The 20,829-nt window shown below is 47.3% G+C and carries 19 protein-coding genes; 8 read left to right on the forward strand and 11 right to left on the reverse strand.

The genetic code is table 11. The features are described from left to right. Positions 1-47 precede the first annotated feature (47 nt). From ppnN to queF, 4 genes are all read right to left on the reverse strand, one after another. Entirely contained in the window at positions 48-1,409 is a 1,362-nt protein-coding gene (gene ppnN, locus LY387_RS03165; RefSeq protein ID WP_234495291.1) for a nucleotide 5'-monophosphate nucleosidase PpnN, read from the reverse strand. 233 nt (positions 1,410-1,642) lie between these two features. Next, positions 1,643-3,211, reverse strand: a complete 1,569-nt coding sequence (locus LY387_RS03170) for a GGDEF domain-containing protein (protein ID WP_234495292.1) — start codon at positions 3,209-3,211, stop codon at positions 1,643-1,645. Between the two features lie 104 nt (positions 3,212-3,315). Further along, on the reverse strand, positions 3,316-5,580 hold the full coding sequence (locus tag LY387_RS03175; RefSeq protein WP_234495293.1) for a tetratricopeptide repeat protein: 2,265 nt from the start codon (positions 5,578-5,580) through the stop codon (positions 3,316-3,318). Between the two features lie 31 nt (positions 5,581-5,611). After that, positions 5,612-6,457 carry an NADPH-dependent 7-cyano-7-deazaguanine reductase QueF gene (gene queF, locus LY387_RS03180; protein ID WP_234495294.1) on the reverse strand — a complete coding sequence of 282 codons (846 nt, stop codon included), beginning with the start codon at positions 6,455-6,457 and terminating at the stop codon, positions 5,612-5,614. A 110-nt stretch (positions 6,458-6,567) separates the two neighbouring features. Here queF and syd point away from each other — a divergent pair, with 110 nt between their 5' ends. Then, positions 6,568-7,113, forward strand: coding sequence for a SecY-interacting protein (gene syd, locus LY387_RS03185; RefSeq protein WP_112480670.1), 546 nt, complete (start codon positions 6,568-6,570; stop codon positions 7,111-7,113). 2 nt (positions 7,114-7,115) lie between these two features. After that, positions 7,116-7,892: a Zn-ribbon-containing protein gene (locus tag LY387_RS03190; protein ID WP_234495295.1), complete on the forward strand. Its 777-nt coding sequence runs from the start codon at positions 7,116-7,118 to the stop codon at positions 7,890-7,892. A gap of 82 nt (positions 7,893-7,974) precedes the next feature. Here LY387_RS03190 and metQ read toward each other — a convergent pair whose 3' ends face one another. Genes metQ through metN form a run of 3 tightly spaced genes read right to left on the reverse strand, consistent with a single transcriptional unit; the run spans position 7,975 to position 10,520 of the window. Further along, on the reverse strand, positions 7,975-8,784 hold the full coding sequence (gene metQ / locus LY387_RS03195) for a methionine ABC transporter substrate-binding lipoprotein MetQ (protein WP_112480668.1): 810 nt from the start codon (positions 8,782-8,784) through the stop codon (positions 7,975-7,977). 34 nt (positions 8,785-8,818) lie between these two features. Beyond that, entirely contained in the window at positions 8,819-9,496 is a 678-nt protein-coding gene (locus LY387_RS03200) for a methionine ABC transporter permease (protein WP_234495296.1), read from the reverse strand. Next, on the reverse strand, positions 9,486-10,520 hold the full coding sequence (gene metN / locus LY387_RS03205) for a methionine ABC transporter ATP-binding protein MetN (RefSeq protein ID WP_042473684.1): 1,035 nt from the start codon (positions 10,518-10,520) through the stop codon (positions 9,486-9,488). Before metN ends, LY387_RS03200 begins: the two co-directional genes overlap by 11 nt. A 199-nt stretch (positions 10,521-10,719) precedes the next feature. On the opposite strand from metN, the gene gmhB reads away from it, so the two are divergent. The 5 genes from gmhB to treC all read left to right on the forward strand — a co-directional run bounded on the left by gmhB (position 10,720) and on the right by treC (position 16,052). After that, on the forward strand, positions 10,720-11,271 hold the full coding sequence (gene gmhB / locus LY387_RS03210) for a D-glycero-beta-D-manno-heptose 1,7-bisphosphate 7-phosphatase (protein ID WP_112480665.1): 552 nt from the start codon (positions 10,720-10,722) through the stop codon (positions 11,269-11,271). A gap of 24 nt (positions 11,272-11,295) precedes the next feature. Next, positions 11,296-11,664: an MliC family protein gene (locus LY387_RS03215; RefSeq protein ID WP_234495297.1), complete on the forward strand. Its 369-nt coding sequence runs from the start codon at positions 11,296-11,298 to the stop codon at positions 11,662-11,664. Positions 11,665-11,679: 15 nt separating this feature from the next. After that, the gene (gene treR, locus LY387_RS03220) at positions 11,680-12,624 is read left to right on the forward strand and encodes a trehalose operon repressor TreR (RefSeq protein ID WP_234495298.1); all 945 of its coding nucleotides are present in this window, start codon (positions 11,680-11,682) and stop codon (positions 12,622-12,624) included. Positions 12,625-12,863: 239 nt separating this feature from the next. After that, complete coding sequence (treB, locus tag LY387_RS03225; RefSeq protein WP_234495299.1) at positions 12,864-14,288, forward strand: PTS trehalose transporter subunit IIBC; 1,425 nt, start codon at positions 12,864-12,866, stop codon at positions 14,286-14,288. A gap of 81 nt (positions 14,289-14,369) precedes the next feature. Then, positions 14,370-16,052: an alpha,alpha-phosphotrehalase gene (gene treC, locus LY387_RS03230; protein ID WP_234495300.1), complete on the forward strand. Its 1,683-nt coding sequence runs from the start codon at positions 14,370-14,372 to the stop codon at positions 16,050-16,052. A 216-nt stretch (positions 16,053-16,268) separates the two neighbouring features. On the opposite strand, the gene LY387_RS03235 is transcribed toward treC, so the two are convergent. Continuing rightward, positions 16,269-16,868, reverse strand: coding sequence for a YitT family protein (locus tag LY387_RS03235; RefSeq protein WP_042473693.1), 600 nt, complete (start codon positions 16,866-16,868; stop codon positions 16,269-16,271). 348 nt (positions 16,869-17,216) lie between these two features. Between LY387_RS03235 and glyA the strand changes: the two genes are divergently transcribed. Then, positions 17,217-18,467 (forward strand): serine hydroxymethyltransferase, encoded by a 1,251-nt coding sequence (gene glyA, locus LY387_RS03240; protein ID WP_042496689.1) that lies wholly within the window; start codon positions 17,217-17,219, stop codon positions 18,465-18,467. An 81-nt stretch (positions 18,468-18,548) separates the two neighbouring features. Here the strand turns inward: glyA and LY387_RS03245 are convergent, their stop codons facing one another. The 3 genes from LY387_RS03245 to lipB form a co-directional block, all read right to left on the reverse strand. After that, positions 18,549-18,878 (reverse strand): hypothetical protein, encoded by a 330-nt coding sequence (locus tag LY387_RS03245; protein ID WP_042496692.1) that lies wholly within the window; start codon positions 18,876-18,878, stop codon positions 18,549-18,551. Between the two features lie 191 nt (positions 18,879-19,069). Continuing rightward, entirely contained in the window at positions 19,070-20,035 is a 966-nt protein-coding gene (gene lipA, locus LY387_RS03250; RefSeq protein WP_128648988.1) for a lipoyl synthase, read from the reverse strand. Positions 20,036-20,039: 4 nt separating this feature from the next. Further along, positions 20,040-20,681 carry a lipoyl(octanoyl) transferase LipB gene (gene lipB, locus LY387_RS03255; RefSeq protein WP_112459637.1) on the reverse strand — a complete coding sequence of 214 codons (642 nt, stop codon included), beginning with the start codon at positions 20,679-20,681 and terminating at the stop codon, positions 20,040-20,042. Positions 20,682-20,829 lie beyond the last annotated feature (148 nt).

Consider the following 20,829-nt stretch of genomic DNA (forward strand, 5'->3'; position numbering starts at 1 on the left):
GAGAAACGTGGCTTTATTGTAAATAAAACGCTACTGAGTTTCAGGTTTTATTCGCCATTAGCGATGCGATAACACGGAATGTACTCAGAGCCTGGTAGTTTCATGCGTTGCTGAGTCACAAAATCGCTCAGTAGTTTGTCCATTTTCTTCATTAAGGCTTTGTCGCCATCAATGGTAAATGGACCATGTCTTTCGATTTCCCGAATGCCTTCGGCTTTCACATTACCCGCAACAATGCCGGAGAAGGCTTGGCGCAGCGCCGCTGCTAAGTTCTCTGGTCGCTGATTCATGTGCAGATCAAGCCCAGCCATATTCTCATGGGTTGGGTCGAATGGTAGCTGGAATTCTGGCTCGATGTGCAGTGACCAGTTGTAGCTGTATGCATCGCCATTTTTCTTGCGGTGCTCTTTTACCGCTGGCATTGCCTGTTTCATTATCTTGGCGGCTTTTTCAGGGTCAGCGATGACTATCTCATAGTATTTAGTGGCTTCTTCACCCAGTGTTGCTCGAACAAACTCATCGATGGAGCGGAAGTATGCCTCACTCTCTTTCGGCCCCGTCAATACGATAGGCATTGGCTGTTCAGCGTTATTTGGGTGCATCATAATGCCCAAAATATAGAGCAGCTCTTCAGCGGTACCGGGACCTCCAGGGAAGATCACAATACCGTGAGCAATACGCACAAACGCTTCAAGACGCTTTTCAATGTCTGGCATGATGACCAATTCATTGACAATAGGGTTTGGTGGCTCAGCGGCGATAATAGAGGGTTCAGTTAGCCCTAAATAGCGCTGGTGGGTGTAACGCTGCTTGGCGTGGCCAATGGCCGCCCCTTTCATTGGCCCTTCCATTGCACCCGGTCCACAGCCGGTACAGATGTTTAGCTCACGAAGACCGAGTTCGTTGCCAACCTCACGAGTGTATTGGTACTCGGTGGCGTTGATGGAGTGACCGCCCCAGCAGACGATCAGATTTGGGTCGATCCCTGGGATCAGAGTGCCCGCATTACGAAGAATACCAAATACCAAGTTGGTGATGTGAGTCGAGTTGGTTAGGTTGAGACGTTGGTTATCAGCAAGGTGCATGTTGACGTAGACGATGTCACGCAGAACGGAAAACAGGTGCTCTTGAATACCCTTGATGATTTGACCGTCTACGAATGCATGCTCCGGTGGGTTAGTCAGCTCAAGCTTGATACCACGCTCACGACGCATAACGTTAACGTCAAACGATAGGTGTTTATCCAGTAGCTCTTTTGAGTTGTCGGTGTGGCTACCGGAATTGAGTACCGCTAGCGTACAGTTGCGATACAGTTGGTATAGGTCACTAGACGCGGTCTTTTTAAGGCGCTCAACCTCAAGTTGAGACAAAAGGTCCATACTACCCGCGGGACTAATGTGAGTGATCATAAGCAAATTCCTTATCTAGAACCGAATGCCGCGACGTCCTGTGTTGGGCAAGGGAGAGTAGGGTGATGGAATGCCCACTGAATTGAGGTCGCAGGTTTTGTTTTGGGTTCGTTGTTATTGTTATTGGTCGAGTCTTTAATACGAGTTTTCTCTAGAGATTAAAGTACACGACTATCTATTAGACTAGCAAATGTTAGCTATGTTGCTATAACTATTTGAAAAATATGATGAGATTATGGGTTCCAAGCCAGCTGGTTTGGACCAAGCTTCTGGGTGTGAGACAGGGTTTTGTGAAGACGCTCTAGCACGTCGTCAGGCGTATCGTTTTGTGTAAATACCGCGCTGGTCGCAGAGAGGGTAATGGTGATCAGTTGGTCGCGGAACTTAAATGGTAAATTACTGATCTTAGTTTGAATTTCGCGAACTTTGGCCAAGCTGGTCGCTTCGTTTTGCTCAGGCATGATCAGAATAAACTCTTCACCTGAGAATCGCGCTACGGTATCGGTTTTGTCGACCGTGTTTGCAATGGTTTTCGCTATGATTTTCAGAGCTTTATCACCGGCACTGTAACCAAAGTTGTGGTTGATGCTTTTAAACTTGTCGATGTCAAAGACGACAACCCACAACGGATGTTGGTTTTTTAGCCAGCGGCGGTACTCAATCTCTAACTTATCGACCAGCGCCGTGCGGTTGTATACCTTGGTGAGTGGATCAAGCAGCATGCGCTGCGACTGATCTTCTAGTCGACGTCGGTAATCTTGCGTGGTGTCGTATAACGACTCGAGCTGATTCTTGTTGTGAGCCATCTGCTCTAATAGAGCGGCTTCTCTCACTTCTGCATGTTGTAGTCGTTCAGTCAGAGAGGCTAGTTGGGCAAACAATGGATTCATTGCTCTTTTAGCTTCCTCCAAATCTTTTACCGACTCAATACCACGTTTGCCGCTCGATACTAGTGCGTGCAGCTCTTGGCTCATGTTTTGGCGTTGTTCAAAGTAGATTTGGCTTTGGTCTAGGTTTTGCGAGCTGCCTTTAAGAGAGGAAGAAAGTGACCCGTTGACCTGTTCTAGGAACTGCTGAGAGGTTCTACGTTCATATTTGGTGGCGTCAATCACCAGTCTCAGCACTTGCAGCGTGTGTTCTAAAAGCTGATTTCCCGTGGAATCGGTGAGTAACTTATAGCGGATCTCAAACAGCTGTTCACCCGGCTCACCATCGAAATCCAGCTCGGTAATGAGGTTCTGTAGCTCGTCGTTCAAGCTCAGTAAAATACCGCTGTTCTCACTGGGCTCTGGCTCTTTTGAGGCAAGTGCAGAGTTTGAAGTGATGATTTTTACCGCGCGCTCATAGATAGCGAGCAGCTTAACGGCGTTATCGGTAAGTTTGAGTGAGCTTTTGTCGTTATAGGCTAGGACACTGCGAAGGTCACGTTTGATTTGAGCAGGCAGACCGCTGATGCGCTGGAGGGTCTCGCCACTGCGACGCGTCTGTTCCTCTAGTGAAACGTGTTGTTTTTCCATCGTGGCAGCCCTTTGACCAATCAAGCGCTCCAAGATGGCAAACTTGGGCACTAAAGAACTAATGTCTTTGTTATGCTCTAACTCTTGGCGGAGTTCAATCAGTTTGTCATCAATTCGCGAGTGGGAACCAATATGAGTGTTACTCAACGTAGAAATGAAACGTTTTAGGATAGTTTGTTCACGACGCGATTTGAGCGAAGCGTCGCGCTGAGCTATACGTAATTGCTCCAACTGCACTTTCAGCTGATGGAGATGCTCTAATGTCTCGCTATCCTGTGAGCTCATAAATCCTATAAAAACAAACTAGATGGGAATCTTATTGATGTATTGATCGATAATATCAAAAAACATCACAACGTCACGTAATTCAATGTTCAAGTGCCGTTTTTTTACCCATTCATCAACGATTTTTTGAACCCGTCCTCATTCTGGGAAGAAGAATGAACTTTAATAAGCCCCTGTTTTATCGCTGTGCGACACGCTTGTCGGATATTGTCGGTCGCAAGACTCGCTGCCGGTGCATTGTCGATTGCTTTTAGATAGACCCAATGACTCTGACTCTCACGCATACTGACATCACGCGCCATATGCGTCGCCACCAATAGAATATCGAGTAATTCTTTGTCATTGATAGCCGTGTAAGCGCGAGGCAGGAACGGGTAGTTGGCCATGCCAATACGTACGATGCGATTCATCTTGCGTTCTTGCTCAAACTCATTCACCCAACTTTGGATCTCATCAAAGAGGCTTTCAGCGGTCCTTGGCTTAATGCTTGGCTCGATGTAAAGCAGGTTGGCATCGGAAAAGTGATAAATACGAGCAGGTGATTCAACCTTGCTACGGATAAAGTCACCAAATGCGCGTTCGAGTTCGAGACCTGCTTTGTAACCGTTTTGTAGGTACATATTGCGTAGAAAAGGGAGGTCAATCATGACAAACCGCAGTCGGTCACTCAACGGTTCGTTGATAAGCTCACCCACCTGCCACTGCTCAAAGTAACGCTGAGTACGTTGCAGTGAATTCGGTAGCTTGGCATTAAGTAGGCGTAAGTTTGGTAATCCAGAGCGAGCGTGTGTGAACAAGTTTTCGTTAAGCTCGTGAAGCTCGGTTTTGTTGCGGCGATACACGTAACTGAGGCGCATCACGATGAGCGCGAGTAACGCAGCAACACAGAACAGCCCCAACGCGACTTTCTGGAACTTGTTTTGCTTCTCTGTCGCTTCACCTAACTCTTGCTCTTGAATATCGTAATGCAGGCCTTGCTCAACAAACTGTTTCTGCTTGCGAAAGGCTTCTTCGCTGATCTGGTTTAGTTGGTCTTGCTGATAGATACGAAGCGAGTTGGCTTTTTTGATGTTGACCAAAGCATTCTTGTAATCCCCTTTTTGCTCATAACCGAGGGCAAGCAGTTGATAGGCCTGCTGTTCAAGAGAGGTTTGCTGCAGAGATTGACTGAGCTCTAACGCTTTTTGTGCCTGCTCGAGTACTTTCTCGTTCTCTTGCTGATGATACGCAAGCCCTGCGTCAAGCAATGCTGCTCGTGCTTTTAGCGCGGGTAAATCTGAGTAGTTAAGCAGCTTTTCTGCACGCACCAGATACTGCTCTGCCAATGGGTAGTTGTAGAGCTGTAAATAAGTCGAAGCAAGGCTAAGGCGAATATCAATCACCTTTTGAATATTTTTACCGGTCGACTTGTGATCGATCACATTGAAGTAGTGGACCAGAGCTAGGTTGTATTTGCCTTGCAAGAAGTAGATGTCGCCCATTAATTTCAAGACATCGGCGAGGATTGGTGACTCTGGGTAATTACCGTAAAAGTCCGCTGCTTGAGATAGGTGTTCAAGTGCCTTATCGAGCACCTGCCTTTGCATGAAAAGCTGTGCCAGAAGCTGGTTGATATGGGCAAGTTGGTCACTGCTGTTGAGTTCAATTGCAGACCAGTAGGCAAGGAGCAGCTCGGACAGCGCTTCGTTGTAGCGGCGGTAACGAAGATAGTGGTTGCCATAAACGGTATGGAAGTCAATTTGCCATTTGGAGAGTTTCTCCTGTGGAACAAACGCTTTGGCTCTTTGATACATCTGCTCTGCGAGCTCATATTCATTCTCTGCAGAGGCAATCTCTGCTTGCAGAATCTTGATGCGATAGCTGGTGCGATTGGCGATGCTTTGCCCTTTGCGTATTGAATCTAGGTCGCGCTCTACGTCTTTTAGTGCGTTGAGTGCTTTTGCACCCTCACCAGTGGTTAGCCACTGCAATCGAGTTTTTAGGATGCGAACGTCCAGAGCCAGAAAGAGCAGCTGATACTTTTCTGTCATCGCTTGAGCAAGCTGCAAGGTTTGCAGCGCTGCTTGTTTATCACCGAGGTTAAACTGAGCCTGCGCTACGATAATGAGCGCATTGACACTACTAAGCGGTGTGCGAATACGTTGGTCGGTATCATCACGCGCCAGTTTCGGCAGCCTGTCATCGTTCGGCTCTGCAAATGTTCGATTGGTCAGGTAGTTGTTGGCGATCTCTAGGGCTTTCGCGGGCTCAATTTCGACCAGTTTGTCTGCCTCGACCAAAATTGGTGAGGTAAAGGTGGTGTTGGCATTGGCCATGCCTGACATTACCGAGCAAACCAGCGCGAATACAATCCAAATTCTTGAGCCCATGAAGTCGTCCATTTTCCCTAATAGTGAGTGCTTATTGTCTTGCCATGCGCAAGTTGTGAGCTGGTGCGCTGTCTTGGTTTGAACGGTAAGGATTGATATCCAAACCGCCACGGCGAGTGTAGCGAGCATACACGGTTAGCTCTGTTGGTTTACAGTACGCCATGATATCTGTGAAGATACGCTCAACACACTGCTCGTGGAACTCATTATGTTCACGGAATGAAACTAGGTAGCGTAGTAGGGCTTCACGGTCGATCTTTGCGCCGTGATATTGGATCTCGACACTGCCCCAATCAGGTTGATTAGTGATAAGGCAGTTGGATTTTAGCAGGTGACTGTGCAGCGCTTCTTCAACCACTTCCTCTCCTGCAGCACCCTCAAGTAGCGCCGCGTCGAAGTCGTAGCTGTCGATACGAATGTCTTGGTTGTCGATGCACTCGCCCTTCATGCCCACGATCTGAGTGTTTTCAAAGTCGCCCACTGGGATAAGTTTTACGGTTACGGTTTCACCAGCGCAGTTTGATAGGTCGCCAGCGATGGTGTTTTGCACCTCATCCCATGAATCAAATCGCGTTTGGTTGTAGCTATTGAGATACAGCTTAAATGACTTAGATTCGATAAGGTTGGCACTGGTTGCAGGGATGTAAGCCTCACCCACAGCGACCTGTGGCAAGCCATTGGCATTGAGCCAAGAAATCTCATACATAGTCCAAATATCACAGCCTTGGAATGGCAAGCTATCACCGAGTTCAAGGTCGTCACGGTTTAGGCTTCGTGGTACAGGTTGCAAAAGCGAAGCGTCATACTGGTTGGCATAATCGGTCTTTTGACCCAGAGTGAGCCCCGAAAGCTCTTTCGCGTTGGAATATTTGCTCATAATTGTGTGATATTTCGATTAGAATAAAGCGAATTTTACGAGATCCCCGAATAGCTGTCATCCTTTGTGCTCGGAAATCGCCGAACAATTGAAGGATGAGTGGAGAGTATATGAATCAAAGTGTACAGCAAGCTCTAGAGGCGTTTTCACAGCGCTATCAACAAGCTTGGCAAGAAAAGCATCAAACACTACCGGCCAGTGAAGAGCTTCACGGTTTGGTGTCCCCTTGTATTGACCGCAAAGATGACGAATCGGTGTATTGGCGTGCCTGCGTCCGTGACGTCCCTGAGCGCTTAGAAAACATTGAGCAAGGGATAGAGCTAACGTTACACGATGACATTAAAGCTTTCTACGGACACCAGTACAGCGCAGACATGAATGCCACATGGCAAGGTAACGAACTCACGCTGCTGCAAGTGTGGAGCGATGATGATTTCACTCGTCTGCAAGAGAACATTTTGGGTCACCTGGTGACGCAGCGCCGCCTTAAACTCAAGCCAACGGTATTTATTGCGGCCACTGATGCGGATATGGATGTGATTTCTATCTGTAACATCACCGGGAACGTGATTCTTGAGCGCCTAGGGACCGATCGCCGCGATGTGGTTGCTGAGGATATCGAGACATTCCTTAACGGTCTGGAGCCTGACGTTTAATTATGTATGTGGTAGAGCTTCATTTTGAGTGTTTTGATAACACCACAATCAGCGCAGTAGAAAAGAGCATTAACGGTCTGATGGACGCGCTGCGTTATAACGGTCAAGTGTTAGGTCGTGAGTTTCCGGTGGTGATGGGTGAGGGGGAGTTCTTCGTTCGTGCGGTATGCCCTGAGCAAGATAGCTTGCACCCAAGTAACCACTCAGATTTCGTAAAAGTGTGTTTAAAGCGTTTGTCGGATGCGTGTCTATTGGCACCTAAGGTTCGCCTTCTGGGGCGTGATATCAACTCAGAGCAAGCAGCAGAAGATGAAACGCCGAGCTGGCAAGTGTTGTACACCACCTATGTGCACACCTGCTCACCACTTCGAAGTGGTGAAACCTTGTTGCCAATCCCGCTGTACCGTAATCCGCCAACACTCAATGGCGATCATAAGTCAGTGATTAAATGGCAAACCGAGTGGCAAGCGTGCGATGAAATCCAGATGGCGGGCGGTTGTAAAGCCGAGCACGCTGCGCTGCGAGAGCTATCTGAGGTAGGCAGTGACCTGTTTCGTCGTGGGTGGGATATTCGCGGTCGTATCGAGTACATTACCCAAATCCCAACGTACTACTATTTGTACAAGGTAGGTGGTAAGAGTCTTGAGGAAGAAAAAGCACGTAAGTGCCCGAAATGTGGTGGAGAATGGTTGCTTGATGAGCCGCTGCACGACATCTTTTACTTCAAGTGCGATTCATGTCGAATCGTCTCCAATATTTCTTGGGATCACCTAAAGTAAACGGGTTTATCGGGTGAAAACACAAAAGGGGTTGAAGCTAGGCTTCAACCCCTTTTTGATGCTTAGTGCAAAGGTGGTGAGATTACCAGCCTTTAACCACGCCACCTTTGAAGATATCAGAGGCTGCGTTGTACACATCTTCTGTTTGGTACGCTTTTACGAAGTTCTGAACGTTTTCTGCGTTTACATTGTCTTCACGCGCAACGATTAGGTTTACGTATGGAGATTCTTTGTCTTCTACGAATACACCATCGCGTTGAGGTGTTAGGTCGATAGAGCTTGCGTAAGTTGTGTTGATGATAGATAGCGCTACGTCATCAAGAGAGCGTGGTAGCTGTGCTGCGTCTAGCTCAACGATAGTGATGTTCTTTGGATTTTCTTCGATATCACGAACTGTCGCCAGTAGACCCACACCTTCACGTAGAGTCAGTAGACCTTGCTGCTCAAGTAGTAGTAGAGAGCGACCTAGGTTTGTTGGGTCGTTTGGTACTGCGATACGCGCGCCGTCTTGGATTTCATCGACAGACTTCACTTGCTTCGAGTAGCCCGCGATTGGGTATACAAAGGTGTTACCTGCAATAGTCAGCTTGTAGTTACGATCCGCTACTTGTTGGTCTAGGTATGGCTTATGCTGGAATGCGTTGATATCAATAGAGCCATCATCAAGCGCTGCGTTTGGTGTTACGTAGTCAGTGAAGGTGACTAGCTCAACGTCTAGACCGTATTGCTCTTTAGCAACCTTTGCAGCGACTTCTGCAACTTGCGCTTCTGCACCTGCCATTACACCGACTTTGATCTTGCTGGTGTCGACTTCTTTTTCACCACAGCCAGATAGAATAAGTGCTGATGCAGCGGCTGCAATTGCGAGTAAATTCTTAACGTTGAATTTCATGACTCTCTCCTTGTTATAAATCTTAAAATCTCGATTATCTGTGGTCTACGCGGCGAACAACGGCATCACCGATAGACTGAATAATTTGTACCAATACAATAAGCATCACTACGGTCACGGCCATAATGGTCACATCGTATCGGTGGAAACCATAGCGAATGGCTACGTCACCTAGACCGCCACCGCCGACGGTACCCGCCATTGCTGAGTAGCTTACTAGGGTCACTAGAGTGATTGTCACCGAATTGACAATCGTAGGTAATGCTTCTGGAAGCAGTACCTTAGTAATGATTTGGTATGGTGTTGCGCCCATTGATTGTGCCGCTTCTACCAGACCTGTTGGTACCTCAAGTAGTGCACCCTCAATAAGACGTGCCACAAATGGAATCGCGCCAACTGTTAGTGGAACGATTGCTGCTGTGGTACCGATAAAGGTGCCAATCAAAATCTTGGTCAGTGGAATGATCGCTACCATCAATACTAAGAATGGTACCGAGCGACCGACGTTAACAATGGCACCTAGCACACTGTTTAAACGCGTGTTTTCTAGCAAGCCACCTTTTTTAGTGGTATGCAGAATAACGCCCAGTGGAATACCCACGGCGAAGCCAACCACACCTGCTACTGCAACCATGTAAAGGGTTTCCCATGTTGCCCCTAATAGTAGGTTACTGTTTAGAGATAACCAGTCTGTGACAGTGTTAAAGGACATAACCAAGTACCTCTACTTTTACATTGTGGTCACGAAGATATTGAATCGCCGCGTTGTCGTCTTGCTCATTACCAAATAGTTCTGCCACCATCATGCCGAATTTTACACCGCCCGCGTAATCAAGATCGGAGCTTAAAATGCTGACATCAATATTGTATTTACGTGCAATTTGCGTCATTAGCGGCGCGTCTACAGTAGCACCGGTAAACTCTAAGCGAACAAGCGGGTAGCTGCCTTCAACACGCTCAGCTTGCAGCCTTGCTTGGTAGTCTTCTGGAATCGATAGATCGAGTGTTGAACGAATGAATTCGTGTGCAAGCTCGGTTTTTGGATGGGCAAAGATTTCACCCACGGTGCCTTTTTCAACCAGGCGACCGTCGCCAATGATAGCGACCTCATGACAGATGCTTTTTACCACGTCCATTTCGTGAGTAATCAGTAGCATGGTGATCTTGAGCTTGCGGTTGATTTCTTTCAGTAGTTCAAGAATCGATTGTGTCGTCGCAGGGTCAAGTGCGCTGGTGGCTTCATCACAAAGCAGTACCTTAGGATCTGACGATAGCGCGCGAGCAATCGCAACACGCTGCTTTTGACCGCCACTTAGATTGGCAGGGTAGGTATCGCGCTTATCTGCCAGACCAACGAGCTTTAGAAGATCCGTCACTTTGGTTTCGATGTGCGAGCGCTCTTTGCCAGCAAGTTCAAGTGGCAGTGCGACGTTTTCAAATACGGTGCGAGATGAAAGCAAGTTAAAGTGCTGGAAAATCATGCCGATGTTGCGGCGCGCTTCGGAAAGCTCGGATTTAGAAAGCTTAGTCAGGTCAACACCATCAACGATGACTTCACCTGACGTTGGCGCTTCAAGCATGTTTACGCAGCGAATCAACGTACTCTTACCTGCACCAGAGGCGCCAATCACACCAAAGATGGTGCCTTCTGCGATATGCAGATTGATGTCTGCCAAGGCGTTGATTTCCTTAGCGCCTTGATAAAACACTTTGTTTACTTGATTAATTTCGATCATCTAAGCAACCTGAAGTCCGTGAGTAGCATAAAAGTTTGAACTACATCTCAATTGATAGAAGATGCTATGGTTTTCACCTTTTAGTGTCAATAGATATTTTTACGTCTAGACGTCTAAACGGCATTTTCATAGTGCCGTGACTATAAAAGCGTGTAATAATTCAGTTTATTAGCACCTATCTATAACAAGAGAGTGAACTGTGGCAAAACCAGCTGTTTTTTTGGATCGTGATGGCGTCATCAACGTCGATCACGGGTATGTGAGCGATGAACACGACTTTGAGTATGTTGAAGGCGTCTTTGAAGCGACGAAAAAACTGCAGGACATGGGCTATATGCTAGTGTTGGTGACCAACCAATCAGGCATTGCTCGCGGTATGTTCTCCGAAGATCGTTTCCTTTCTTTAACTCAATGGATGGATTGGAACTTCTCTGATAATGGCGTTGAGTTCGATGGTATCTATTACTGTCCACATCACCCAGAGCATGGCATTGGTGATTACAAGCAGGATTGTAACTGCCGTAAACCAAAGCCGGGCATGTTTATCTCTGCTCGTGATTTCCTAAAGATTGATATGGAAAACTCAGTCATGGTCGGTGATAAAGCCGAAGATATGATGGCAGCTGAAGCGGCTGGCGTTGGTACCAAGATCTTAGTTCGTACTGGCAAACCGGTGACCGAGCGCGGTGAGTCTGTCGCAACTGTGGTACTTGATAGTATCCGCGATGTGCCGCAATACTTAGCTAAGTAATCAGTCGACCCAAAAGGAGTCATTATGAATACTTACGCTAAATACGGATTGGTTGCCGCGTTAATGGTGGGTGGTTTAACAGCGTGCAGTAGCCAAGAACAGGTAGAGCCGCAAAACCCGTATCATGTTCTCCAGTATCAGTGCGATAACCAGAGCTTTCAGGTAACCCAGCTATCGAGCGAGCAGGTTCTGCTACTCATTGATGGCGAAGAGTATCATCTACATCGTGTCCCTTCTGCATCTGGTACCAAATACTCACTCGATGGCCAGTCGCAGGCTGAGTCTGACGTTGAGCTGTTTAGTAAAGGTAGAGAGGGTATGCTTACCATTGCCGGTGAAACCGATAAAAGCTGTATGATGACCACGCGAAGCGTACCAAAAAACGGATATTGAACCTTTTAGACACTCATGAGCAAAAAACTCACCATACTTGATATTGCGAAGCTGTCGGGAGTCGGTAAATCTACCGTCTCTCGAGTGCTGACTAACGATCCTAAAGTAAAACCCGAAACCCGCGAGAAAGTGGAGCGTGTGATTGCAGAGCATGGCTATGTGCCCTCTAAGTCGGCGCAATCGATGCGTGGGGGCGGAGTGCAAAAGGTCATTGGTGTCATTATCTCTCGTCTCGACTCGCCTTCTGAGAACAAAGCGGTGAGCAGCATGCTTAATGTGCTTTACTCGGCAGGTTACGATGTGGTGATCATGGAGAGTCAGTTCGATCCCGAGAAAACCAACGAACACCTGAGCGTACTGCGTAAACGCAACGTTGAAGGTGTCATTGTGTTCGGTTTTACTGAGCTTGATATCGACAAAGTGTCTCAGTGGCAGGAGAAGGTCGTCGTCATCGCTATGGATACCGATCAAGTCTCCTCCATCAACTACGACAATCATGGATTGATCCGAGCGGTTTTGAATAAACTGCAGGCACAAGGCGTCAATCAGCTTGCTTACATTGGTGTGGATCCTAAGGATAAAACCACGGGCTTGGCTCGCCTCAACGCATTTCAAAACTGGTGTGATGATAATGATCAGCATGCCGAGTATCGTACCGGTGAACTTCATCATGAGAGTGCCTACCAGCTTGTTGATGAGGTAGTGACGGACTCACTTCAAGCTATCGTGTGTGCCAGCGATACCTTAGCGCTTGGCACGATCAAACGCTTACAAGAGCTTGGCCGAGAAGATATTGTTGTGACGGGCGTTGGTGGCAATGAACTCTTATCTTTCCTGTTCCCGAATATCTACAGCATTGATCCTGGCTATCAGCAAGCGGGAGAGAAGGCGGCTAACCTATTGATAAGTCAGCTTACTGGTAATAAAACCATCTCTCATCTCACGCAAGAAGCGGTGTAATCACGGCTTCTTTTTCTTTGTAGCTCCCTTAATCAACTTGGCGCATTTATCAACAATTATTGTGATCACACTCAATTAATGGGACTGTTCCCATTTTTGTTTGAATCATTCCATGGCACACTTTGCGTAACTTTTGGGAATGTTCCCATTCGCATGTTGCGATATTATTAATACAACGAGACAAATGGACCTAGACGTCTTAACCCTACGTCTCTATATCAGTAAAAGGTGTACAAACGATGAGCAAGATAGCCCAGCAAGACATTGCAGCGATCATCGACGGTGTTGGCGGCGCTGACAACATTGCCAGTGTTAGCCACTGTTTAACTCGCTTAAGATTCGTTCTTAACGATACCGATAAAGCCGATAAGTCGGCATTAGAAAGCCTTAAGATTGTGAAAGGCTGCTTTACCAATGCCGGTCAGTTCCAAGTGGTAATTGGTACTGAGGTCGACGAAGTCTACAAAATGTTGATTGACTCAGCAGGCAAGAAAGCGGCGTCTAAAGACGATGCCAAGCTGGCTGCTCGTCAGAACATGAACTTTCTAGAGCGTGGTATTTCGCACCTAGCCGAAATTTTTGTTCCCCTTTTGCCGGCGATTATCACGGGTGGTTTGATTCTTGGTTTCCGCAACGTTATCGGCGACATCCGTATGTTCGATGGCAAAACCTTAGTGGAAATCAGCCAGTTCTGGGCAACCGTTCACTCGTTCTTGTGGCTAATTGGTGAGGCGATCTTCTTCTTCCTACCGGTTGGCGTGTGTTGGTCTACGGTGAAGAAGCTGGGCGGTACGCCAATTCTTGGTATCACGCTGGGTGTGACCTTGGTATCGCCTCAACTGATGAATGCCTATCTCATTGGTAAAGAAGTGCCAGAGGTTTGGGATTTCGGATTGTTTGTGATTGAGAAGGTGGGCTATCAGGCTCAGGTGATCCCGGCGATGCTGGCGGGTGTGGCATTGGCGCTTATTGAAACCAACCTAAAGCGCATTGTCCCAAGCTACCTGTATCTGGTTGTGGTGCCATTCGTTTCAATCATTCTGTCGGTCATTCTTGCTCACGCCTTCATCGGTCCGTTTGGTCGCGTGCTCGGTGATGGCGTTGCGTTTGCGGCAAAAGCTGCGATGACGGGTGATTTTGCAGTACTGGGTTCTATGGTGTTTGGCTTCTTGTACGCACCATTGGTGATTACTGGTATCCACCACACAACCAATGCTGTTGACCTTCAGCTTATGCAAGATCTAGGTGGCACGCCAATCTGGCCTCTGATTGCACTGTCTAATATCGCTCAAGCATCTGCGGTTGTTGGCATCATCATTATCAGTAAGCGTGAGGGTGAGCGTGATATCTCAGTTCCAGCCGCTATCTCGGCTTACTTAGGTGTCACAGAGCCAGCTATGTACGGTATTAACCTTAAGTACAAGTTCCCAATGCTCAGCGCAATGATTGGTAGCGCAATTGCAGCCGCTATCTGTGGCAGCGCTGGCGTGATGGCGAACGGTATCGGTGTGGGCGGTCTACCGGGCATCTTATCGATTCAGCCTCAATACTGGATGGTGTATCTCATGGCGATGTTAGTCGCAATGGCCGTGCCGATTATGCTTACTTTGTTCCTGTACAAACGCGCTCAATCAAAAGGTGAGCTAGAGCTTGCGAGCGCGTAACCCCCATTAGTGGCTCACCTTGAGCCACTTCTTTGCTTTTTATTTTGACGAATTTCCAAATTGGTAAGTGAGATTAAACCTATGAGTCAAACTGCTCAAAAAGACTGGTGGAAAACAGCCACGATTTATCAAATCTATCCGAAGAGTTTTTGCGATAGCGGTGATAAAGGAATGGGGGATATCAAAGGAATTACCTCGAAGCTTGATTACTTAGCGAAGTTAGGTGTCGATGCCATCTGGTTGACTCCAGTGTATGCCTCACCAATGATTGATAACGGTTACGACATCTCAGACTACTATGCGATCAACCCTGACTTTGGCACCATGCAAGACTTTGATGAGCTGCTTGCTGCTGCCCATCAGAAAGGTATTCGCATCATTATGGATATTGTGGTGAACCACACCTCAACTGAGCATCAGTGGTTCCAGTCGGCACTAGGGGATAAACAAAGCCCGTACCGCGACTACTACATCTGGAAACCTAACGAAGGCAAGCTACCTAACAACTGGCAGTCAAAGTTTGGTGGCTCAGCATGGGCATTAGACGAAGCCACCGATGAATACTATCTGCACTTATTTGCCAAAGAGCAGGCTGACCTTAACTGGGAAAACCCAAAAGTTCGCGAAGAAGTAAAACAGGTCATCGAGTTCTGGGCACAGAAAGGGGTGGATGGCTTTAGGCTGGATGTGATCAACCTTATCTCAAAACAGCAAGACTTTGCTGATGATGACATTGGTGATGGCCGTCGTTTTTACACCGATGGTCCACGCGTTCATGAGTATTTACAGGAAATCAGTGAAGCAGTATTCCAGAAGTATGGCTCGGTAACCGTTGGTGAAATGTCGTCTACGACGCTAGAGCATTGCCAGCAGTACAGCTCACTGGATGGTAAAGAGCTTTCGATGGTATTCAATTTCCACCACCTAAAAGTGGATTATCCCAATGGTGACAAGTGGACGAAAGCAGACTTTGACTTCCTGCAGCTAAAACAGATTTTCAACCACTGGCAGACAGGCCTAAATGGTCAAGGGTGGGGGGCGCTATTCTGGTGTAACCACGACCAACCTCGCGTCGTGAGTCGTCTTGGTAATGATCAGCGATATCGAACCGAGTCAGCAAAAATGTTGGCAGCGTCTGTTCATCTAATGCAAGGCACGCCTTATATTTATCAAGGCGAAGAGATCGGCATGACCAACCCGGGCTTCACGGATATGAGCCAGTATCGTGATGTCGAAAGCCTTAATATGTATCAGCTGATGGTGGAACAGGGCGATACCTCTCATGAGGATATGATGGCTATCCTGAGACAGAAATCTCGTGATAACTCTCGCACCCCGATGCAGTGGAACGACAGCAAACACGCTGGTTTTACCCAAGGTACACCTTGGATTGGCGTTGCGGAGAACTATCCTCAGATCAACGCTGAGGCAGCGGTTGAAGATGAGCAGTCGGTATTCTACTTCTATCAAGAGCTTATCGCGCTTCGTAAGCAGTTAGCGGTGATTACTGACGGTAGCTATGTGGATTTGTTCCCAGAGCACGCTCAGGTTCATGGTTACTTGCGTGAGAGTGAGGAGGCGATGCTGCTGTGTTTGAACAACTATTATGGTGAGGAGACTCGCGTGGTGTTGCCGGAGCAGTTTGATGGTTTGGTGAGTCGTGCTGTGTTGAGTAATTATGGGGTTGTTGGTGAGGTTGAGTTGGTGGGTGAGGTTGTTTTGAGGCCTTATGAGGCTTTGGTGTTGTTGGTTGAAAAAAGTTAAGAGCCAAAAGCAAAGAGCTTTACCCCTCCTAGCCTCCCGGCTGCGCGCCCCGCTTAAAAGGGGAGGAACTACTGGCTCGCTATCGCATCGCCCGAATGATTTGCAACTAGGCGATGCGACGATAGGAGCTAGCCTGTAGTTCTCCCCCTTGATAACGGGGCGCGTAGCTAGGGGAGCTAGAGGGGGTAAACGAGCGAAGCGAGTAATACTCCCACCTCACCCATAAGTCACCACATACCTCGTCGGCTTATGATTCATCGCCAGCACCAAGTTCAACATCACCGCACCTAGAATCGAAATCCCAATAATCGACGGCGACACAAAGAAGAATGAAGCGACAAGAATGGCACAATCAATTGCCATCTGTGTTTTACCAACCGATATTCCAAACTTGTCCTGAATAAACAGACACAACACGTTAAAGCCACCTAGGCTTGAACGGTGTCTGAAGAGAATCAGCATACCAAGACCCATCAATAAGCCACCGGCAATTGCGCAGTAGATGGTATTGACGTTGTCCAGCGTGACCACTCGATGCATGTTGTCCGTAATAATAGACACCAAGGCACCAGAGATGGCGCTGCTGGCAGCAAAGCGTTTGCCAAAGCGTTTCCATGCAAGTAGGTAAAACGGGCTGTTTAGGGCGAAATAAAGCGTACCAAAAGAAATCGGCACAAACTGGCTCATAAGAAGGGCGAGACCTGTAGTTCCGCCAGTCAAAAGTTGAGCCGACTGAAGAAAGAATATCCCCTGAGCGACGATAAAGGTGCCAGTAAGAATCGCTATCCAGTCTTCTTTACGTGAGTGTTTTTGCATCAATTCTAAATTCTTCTAATCAATAAACGGCGCAATATTATTGAAAAGTTGATGTTTTCGGTAGCTTGAAGGGGAAATTTACGGTAAACCTATGTAATTCAATTTTTACACTGTGTAAATGGAATTATTGACACTTAGTGCCCGTGATAACGCCGATTTATCGGCGGATATGATGAAGCCTAAGGTTCACTATGAAAAAACTGCATGAGAAATTTCCAATTTTCTCTTTATGACCTAGATCAAATTATGTATGATGCAAGTCATCAAATGTGGTGACGAAAACGTTTGCTTTTGGTCATTGAGTGGTTTTTTTGAAACTTTCAGAACAATCTGAGTCAGGAGATACAGATGCTTAAGCGTGATATGAACATCGCTGATTACGATGCGGAGCTATTTGCAGCAATTCAAGAAGAGACACTACGTCAGGAAGAGCACATCGAGCTTATCGCTTCGGAAAACTACACTAGCCCTCGCGTAATGGAAGCGCAAGGCTCTCAGCTAACCAACAAGTATGCTGAAGGCTACCCAGGTAAGCGCTACTACGGTGGTTGTGAGTATGTTGATAAAGCGGAAGCACTAGCGATTGATCGTGCTTGTGAGCTATTTGGTTGTGAGTACGCGAACGTTCAGCCGCACTCTGGTTCTCAAGCGAACAGCGCAGTATACATGGCGCTACTTAACCCGGGCGACACAGTTCTAGGTATGAGTCTAGCGCACGGTGGTCACCTGACTCACGGTTCACCAGTAAACTTCTCTGGTAAGCACTACAACGTGATTCCTTACGGTATCGATGAAGCTGGCCAAATCAACTACGACGAGATGGAACAGCTTGCTGTTGAGCACAAGCCGAAGATGATCATCGGTGGTTTCTCTGCATACAGCCAAATCGTAGACTGGGCTCGCATGCGTGAAATTGCAGACAAGGTTGACGCTTACCTATTCGTTGATATGGCGCACGTAGCGGGTCTTATCGCTGCAGGTGTTTACCCAACGCCAGTGCCACACGCTCACGTGGTAACAACAACAACGCACAAGACTCTAGCGGGTCCTCGCGGTGGTCTTATCCTGTCTAATGCAGGTGAAGACATGTACAAGAAACTGAACTCTGCAGTATTCCCTGGTGGTCAGGGTGGTCCTCTAATGCACGTTATCGCTGGTAAAGCAGTGGCGTTCAAAGAAGCGATGGAGCCAGAGTTCAAAGAGTACCAAGCGCGCGTTGTTAAGAATGCAAAAGCGATGGTTGCACAGTTCCAAGAGCGCGGTTACAAGATCGTCTCTAACGGCACTGAGAACCACCTGTTCCTTGTTGACCTAATCGACAAAGACATTACAGGTAAAGAAGCGGATGCAGCACTAGGCGCAGCAAACATCACTGTGAACAAGAACTCAGTACCAAATGACCCGCGTAGCCCATTCGTAACGTCTGGTATCCGTGTTGGTTCACCTGCGATTACTCGCCGTGGCTTCACTGAAGCGGATGCGACTGAGCTTGCTAACTGGATGTGTGACGTTCTAGACAACATCAACGATGCATCAGTAATCGAAGCAACGAAAGCGAAAGTACTAGAGATCTGTAAGCGCCTACCTGTTTACGCGTAATTCTCTACTGCTGATACGCAATGAAAAAAGCGAGCTAAATGCTCGCTTTTTTAGTGCCTGAAACTTGAAGGTCTCGGGGTATTACTTATTGATGTTAAGCAAAGTGCCTGATTTGCATCGGAATGAGTAATACTTACGGCTCTCACTAAACTGACCCAAGCCTTCGCCATTACAGTAATCAATGTTGATATCACGCATGATATCCAATGTCTTCTCGCTGTTAAGGGCGAACTTAGCACCGTCCTTACAAACGATACGAACGCGACCATCGTCGCTGACCGAGTATAGGTTCACTTCAGTGTTACATAGCTCGAATGACGCTTCTAAATAGTTGTCTTGCTGAGTGTTTTGCGCACAACCTGCGATCACTGTTGCCGCTAGAATCGGCAAGCCAATTTTCAATAACTTCATGCTACATCCTTGATTGGGTGAAACTTTTTCTTTAAGCCTACCTAAAAATAGCAAAAATGCGAGTATGAGATTGTCATGTTGCATATTTTTCTCAAAAAAAACACGGATTGCTTCAACAGCGAACCCGTGTCTCTTGTTCCGAAAAAGGCAATGTTACTTCAAAGAAGCAATGTTCCTTCAAAAAGACAAAGCTATTTCACTTCTTCGCCTTTTGCTTGCAAGTCTGCATGGTAAGACGAGCGAACAAATGGACCACATGCTGCATGGGTAAAGCCCAGCTCTAATGCGATCTCTTTTAGCTCATCAAACTCTGATGGTGGCACGTAACGCTCTACGGGCAAGTGGTGACGACTTGGCGCTAGGTATTGGCCTAGAGTTAGCATGGTAACGCCGTGAGCGCGAAGATCTTTGAGTACTTCAACGATCTCTTCTTTGGTTTCACCTAGACCCATCATCAAGCCAGACTTGGTCGGTACCTCAGGGTGCATCTCTTTAAATTTCTGAAGAAGTTGCAGTGACCATTTGTAGTTCGCACCTGGACGCGCTTTGCGATATAGGCGAGGCGCTGTCTCTAGGTTGTGGTTAAACACGTCTGGCGGGTTATCTTTTAGTGCCTCAAGCGCTACATCCATACGGCCGCGGAAGTCAGGTACCAAGGTCTCGATGCGGATCTCTGGGTTAAGTGCGCGGATTTCACGGTTACAGTCTGCAAAGTGCTGAGCGCCACCGTCACGGAGGTCGTCACGGTCAACAGAGGTCACCACGACGTATTTAAGCTTCATATCTTTGATGGTTTGAGCAAGTTTTTGCGGCTCACCCGCTTCAGGCGCGTTTGGACGGCCATGAGCCACGTCGCAGAAAGGACAACGACGAGTACAGATAGCACCAAGAATCATAAAGGTTGCCGTACCGTGGTTAAAACATTCAGCCAGGTTAGGGCATGATGCTTCCTCACATACCGAGTGAAGATCGTTTTTGCGCATTGCAGACTTGATGTCTTGAATACGCTGGCTGTCCGCTGGCAGCTTGATCTTCATCCATTCAGGTTTACGAAGGATTTCTTTTTGCTCGGTAGGCATGTTCTTTACGGGAATCAGTGCCATCTTGTCAGCGTCACGGTACTTGACGCCTTTTTCCATTTGGATAGGTTTGCTCATCGTCTTATGCTTCTTCGCTGAATTCTACTTGCTCGTAATCAAGTATTTCTAATAGTGCTTTGATCATTTGGTCTTCGACAGTCGAGACCTCTTTTGGACCACCCAGTTGGCTCACTTGAACCATTTCCATCCCAGCATAACCACAAGGGTTGATACGAAGGAAAGGGGAGAGATCCATATTTATGTTGAGTGCTAGTCCGTGGAATGAGCACCCTTTACGGATACGCAGACCGAGCGAACAGACTTTTTTACCATCGACATACACACCAGGGGCATCTGGTCGTGCTGCTGACTCAATATCATACGCGTTAAGTGTCTTGATAACGAGGTTTTCGATGTGCGTAACCAGCTCGCGAACGCCAAGCTTTTTACGACGTAAGTTGATAAGAAAGTAGGCCACGAGCTGACCAGGACCATGATAGGTTACCTGACCACCACGATCGCTTTGAATGACGGGGATATCACCAGTATTGAGTAGGTGCTCTTCTTTACCTGCTTGTCCCTGAGTAAAGACCGGGTTGTGTTCCACTAACCACACTTCGTCTCGTGTGTCGTCTGTTCGATTGTCAGTGAAATCATGCATGGCTTTCCAGACAGGTTCATAGTCTTTTCGTCCAAGCTTCCTTACAACTAGCTGATTTTCCACCAGTCACCTCGCTGCCACTTAATAAAGTATTCGCATTATAAACATGTTGATGGTTTTGAACTACCAATAAATAACGAATTCTTAACCAATATATGATGCGGACTTTTTATCTTATTGATAAATAAAAAGAAAGCAGCCTAAGCTGCTT

It is taken from the genome of Vibrio maritimus (assembly GCF_021441885.1).
Classification (GTDB): domain Bacteria; phylum Pseudomonadota; class Gammaproteobacteria; order Enterobacterales; family Vibrionaceae; genus Vibrio; species Vibrio maritimus_B.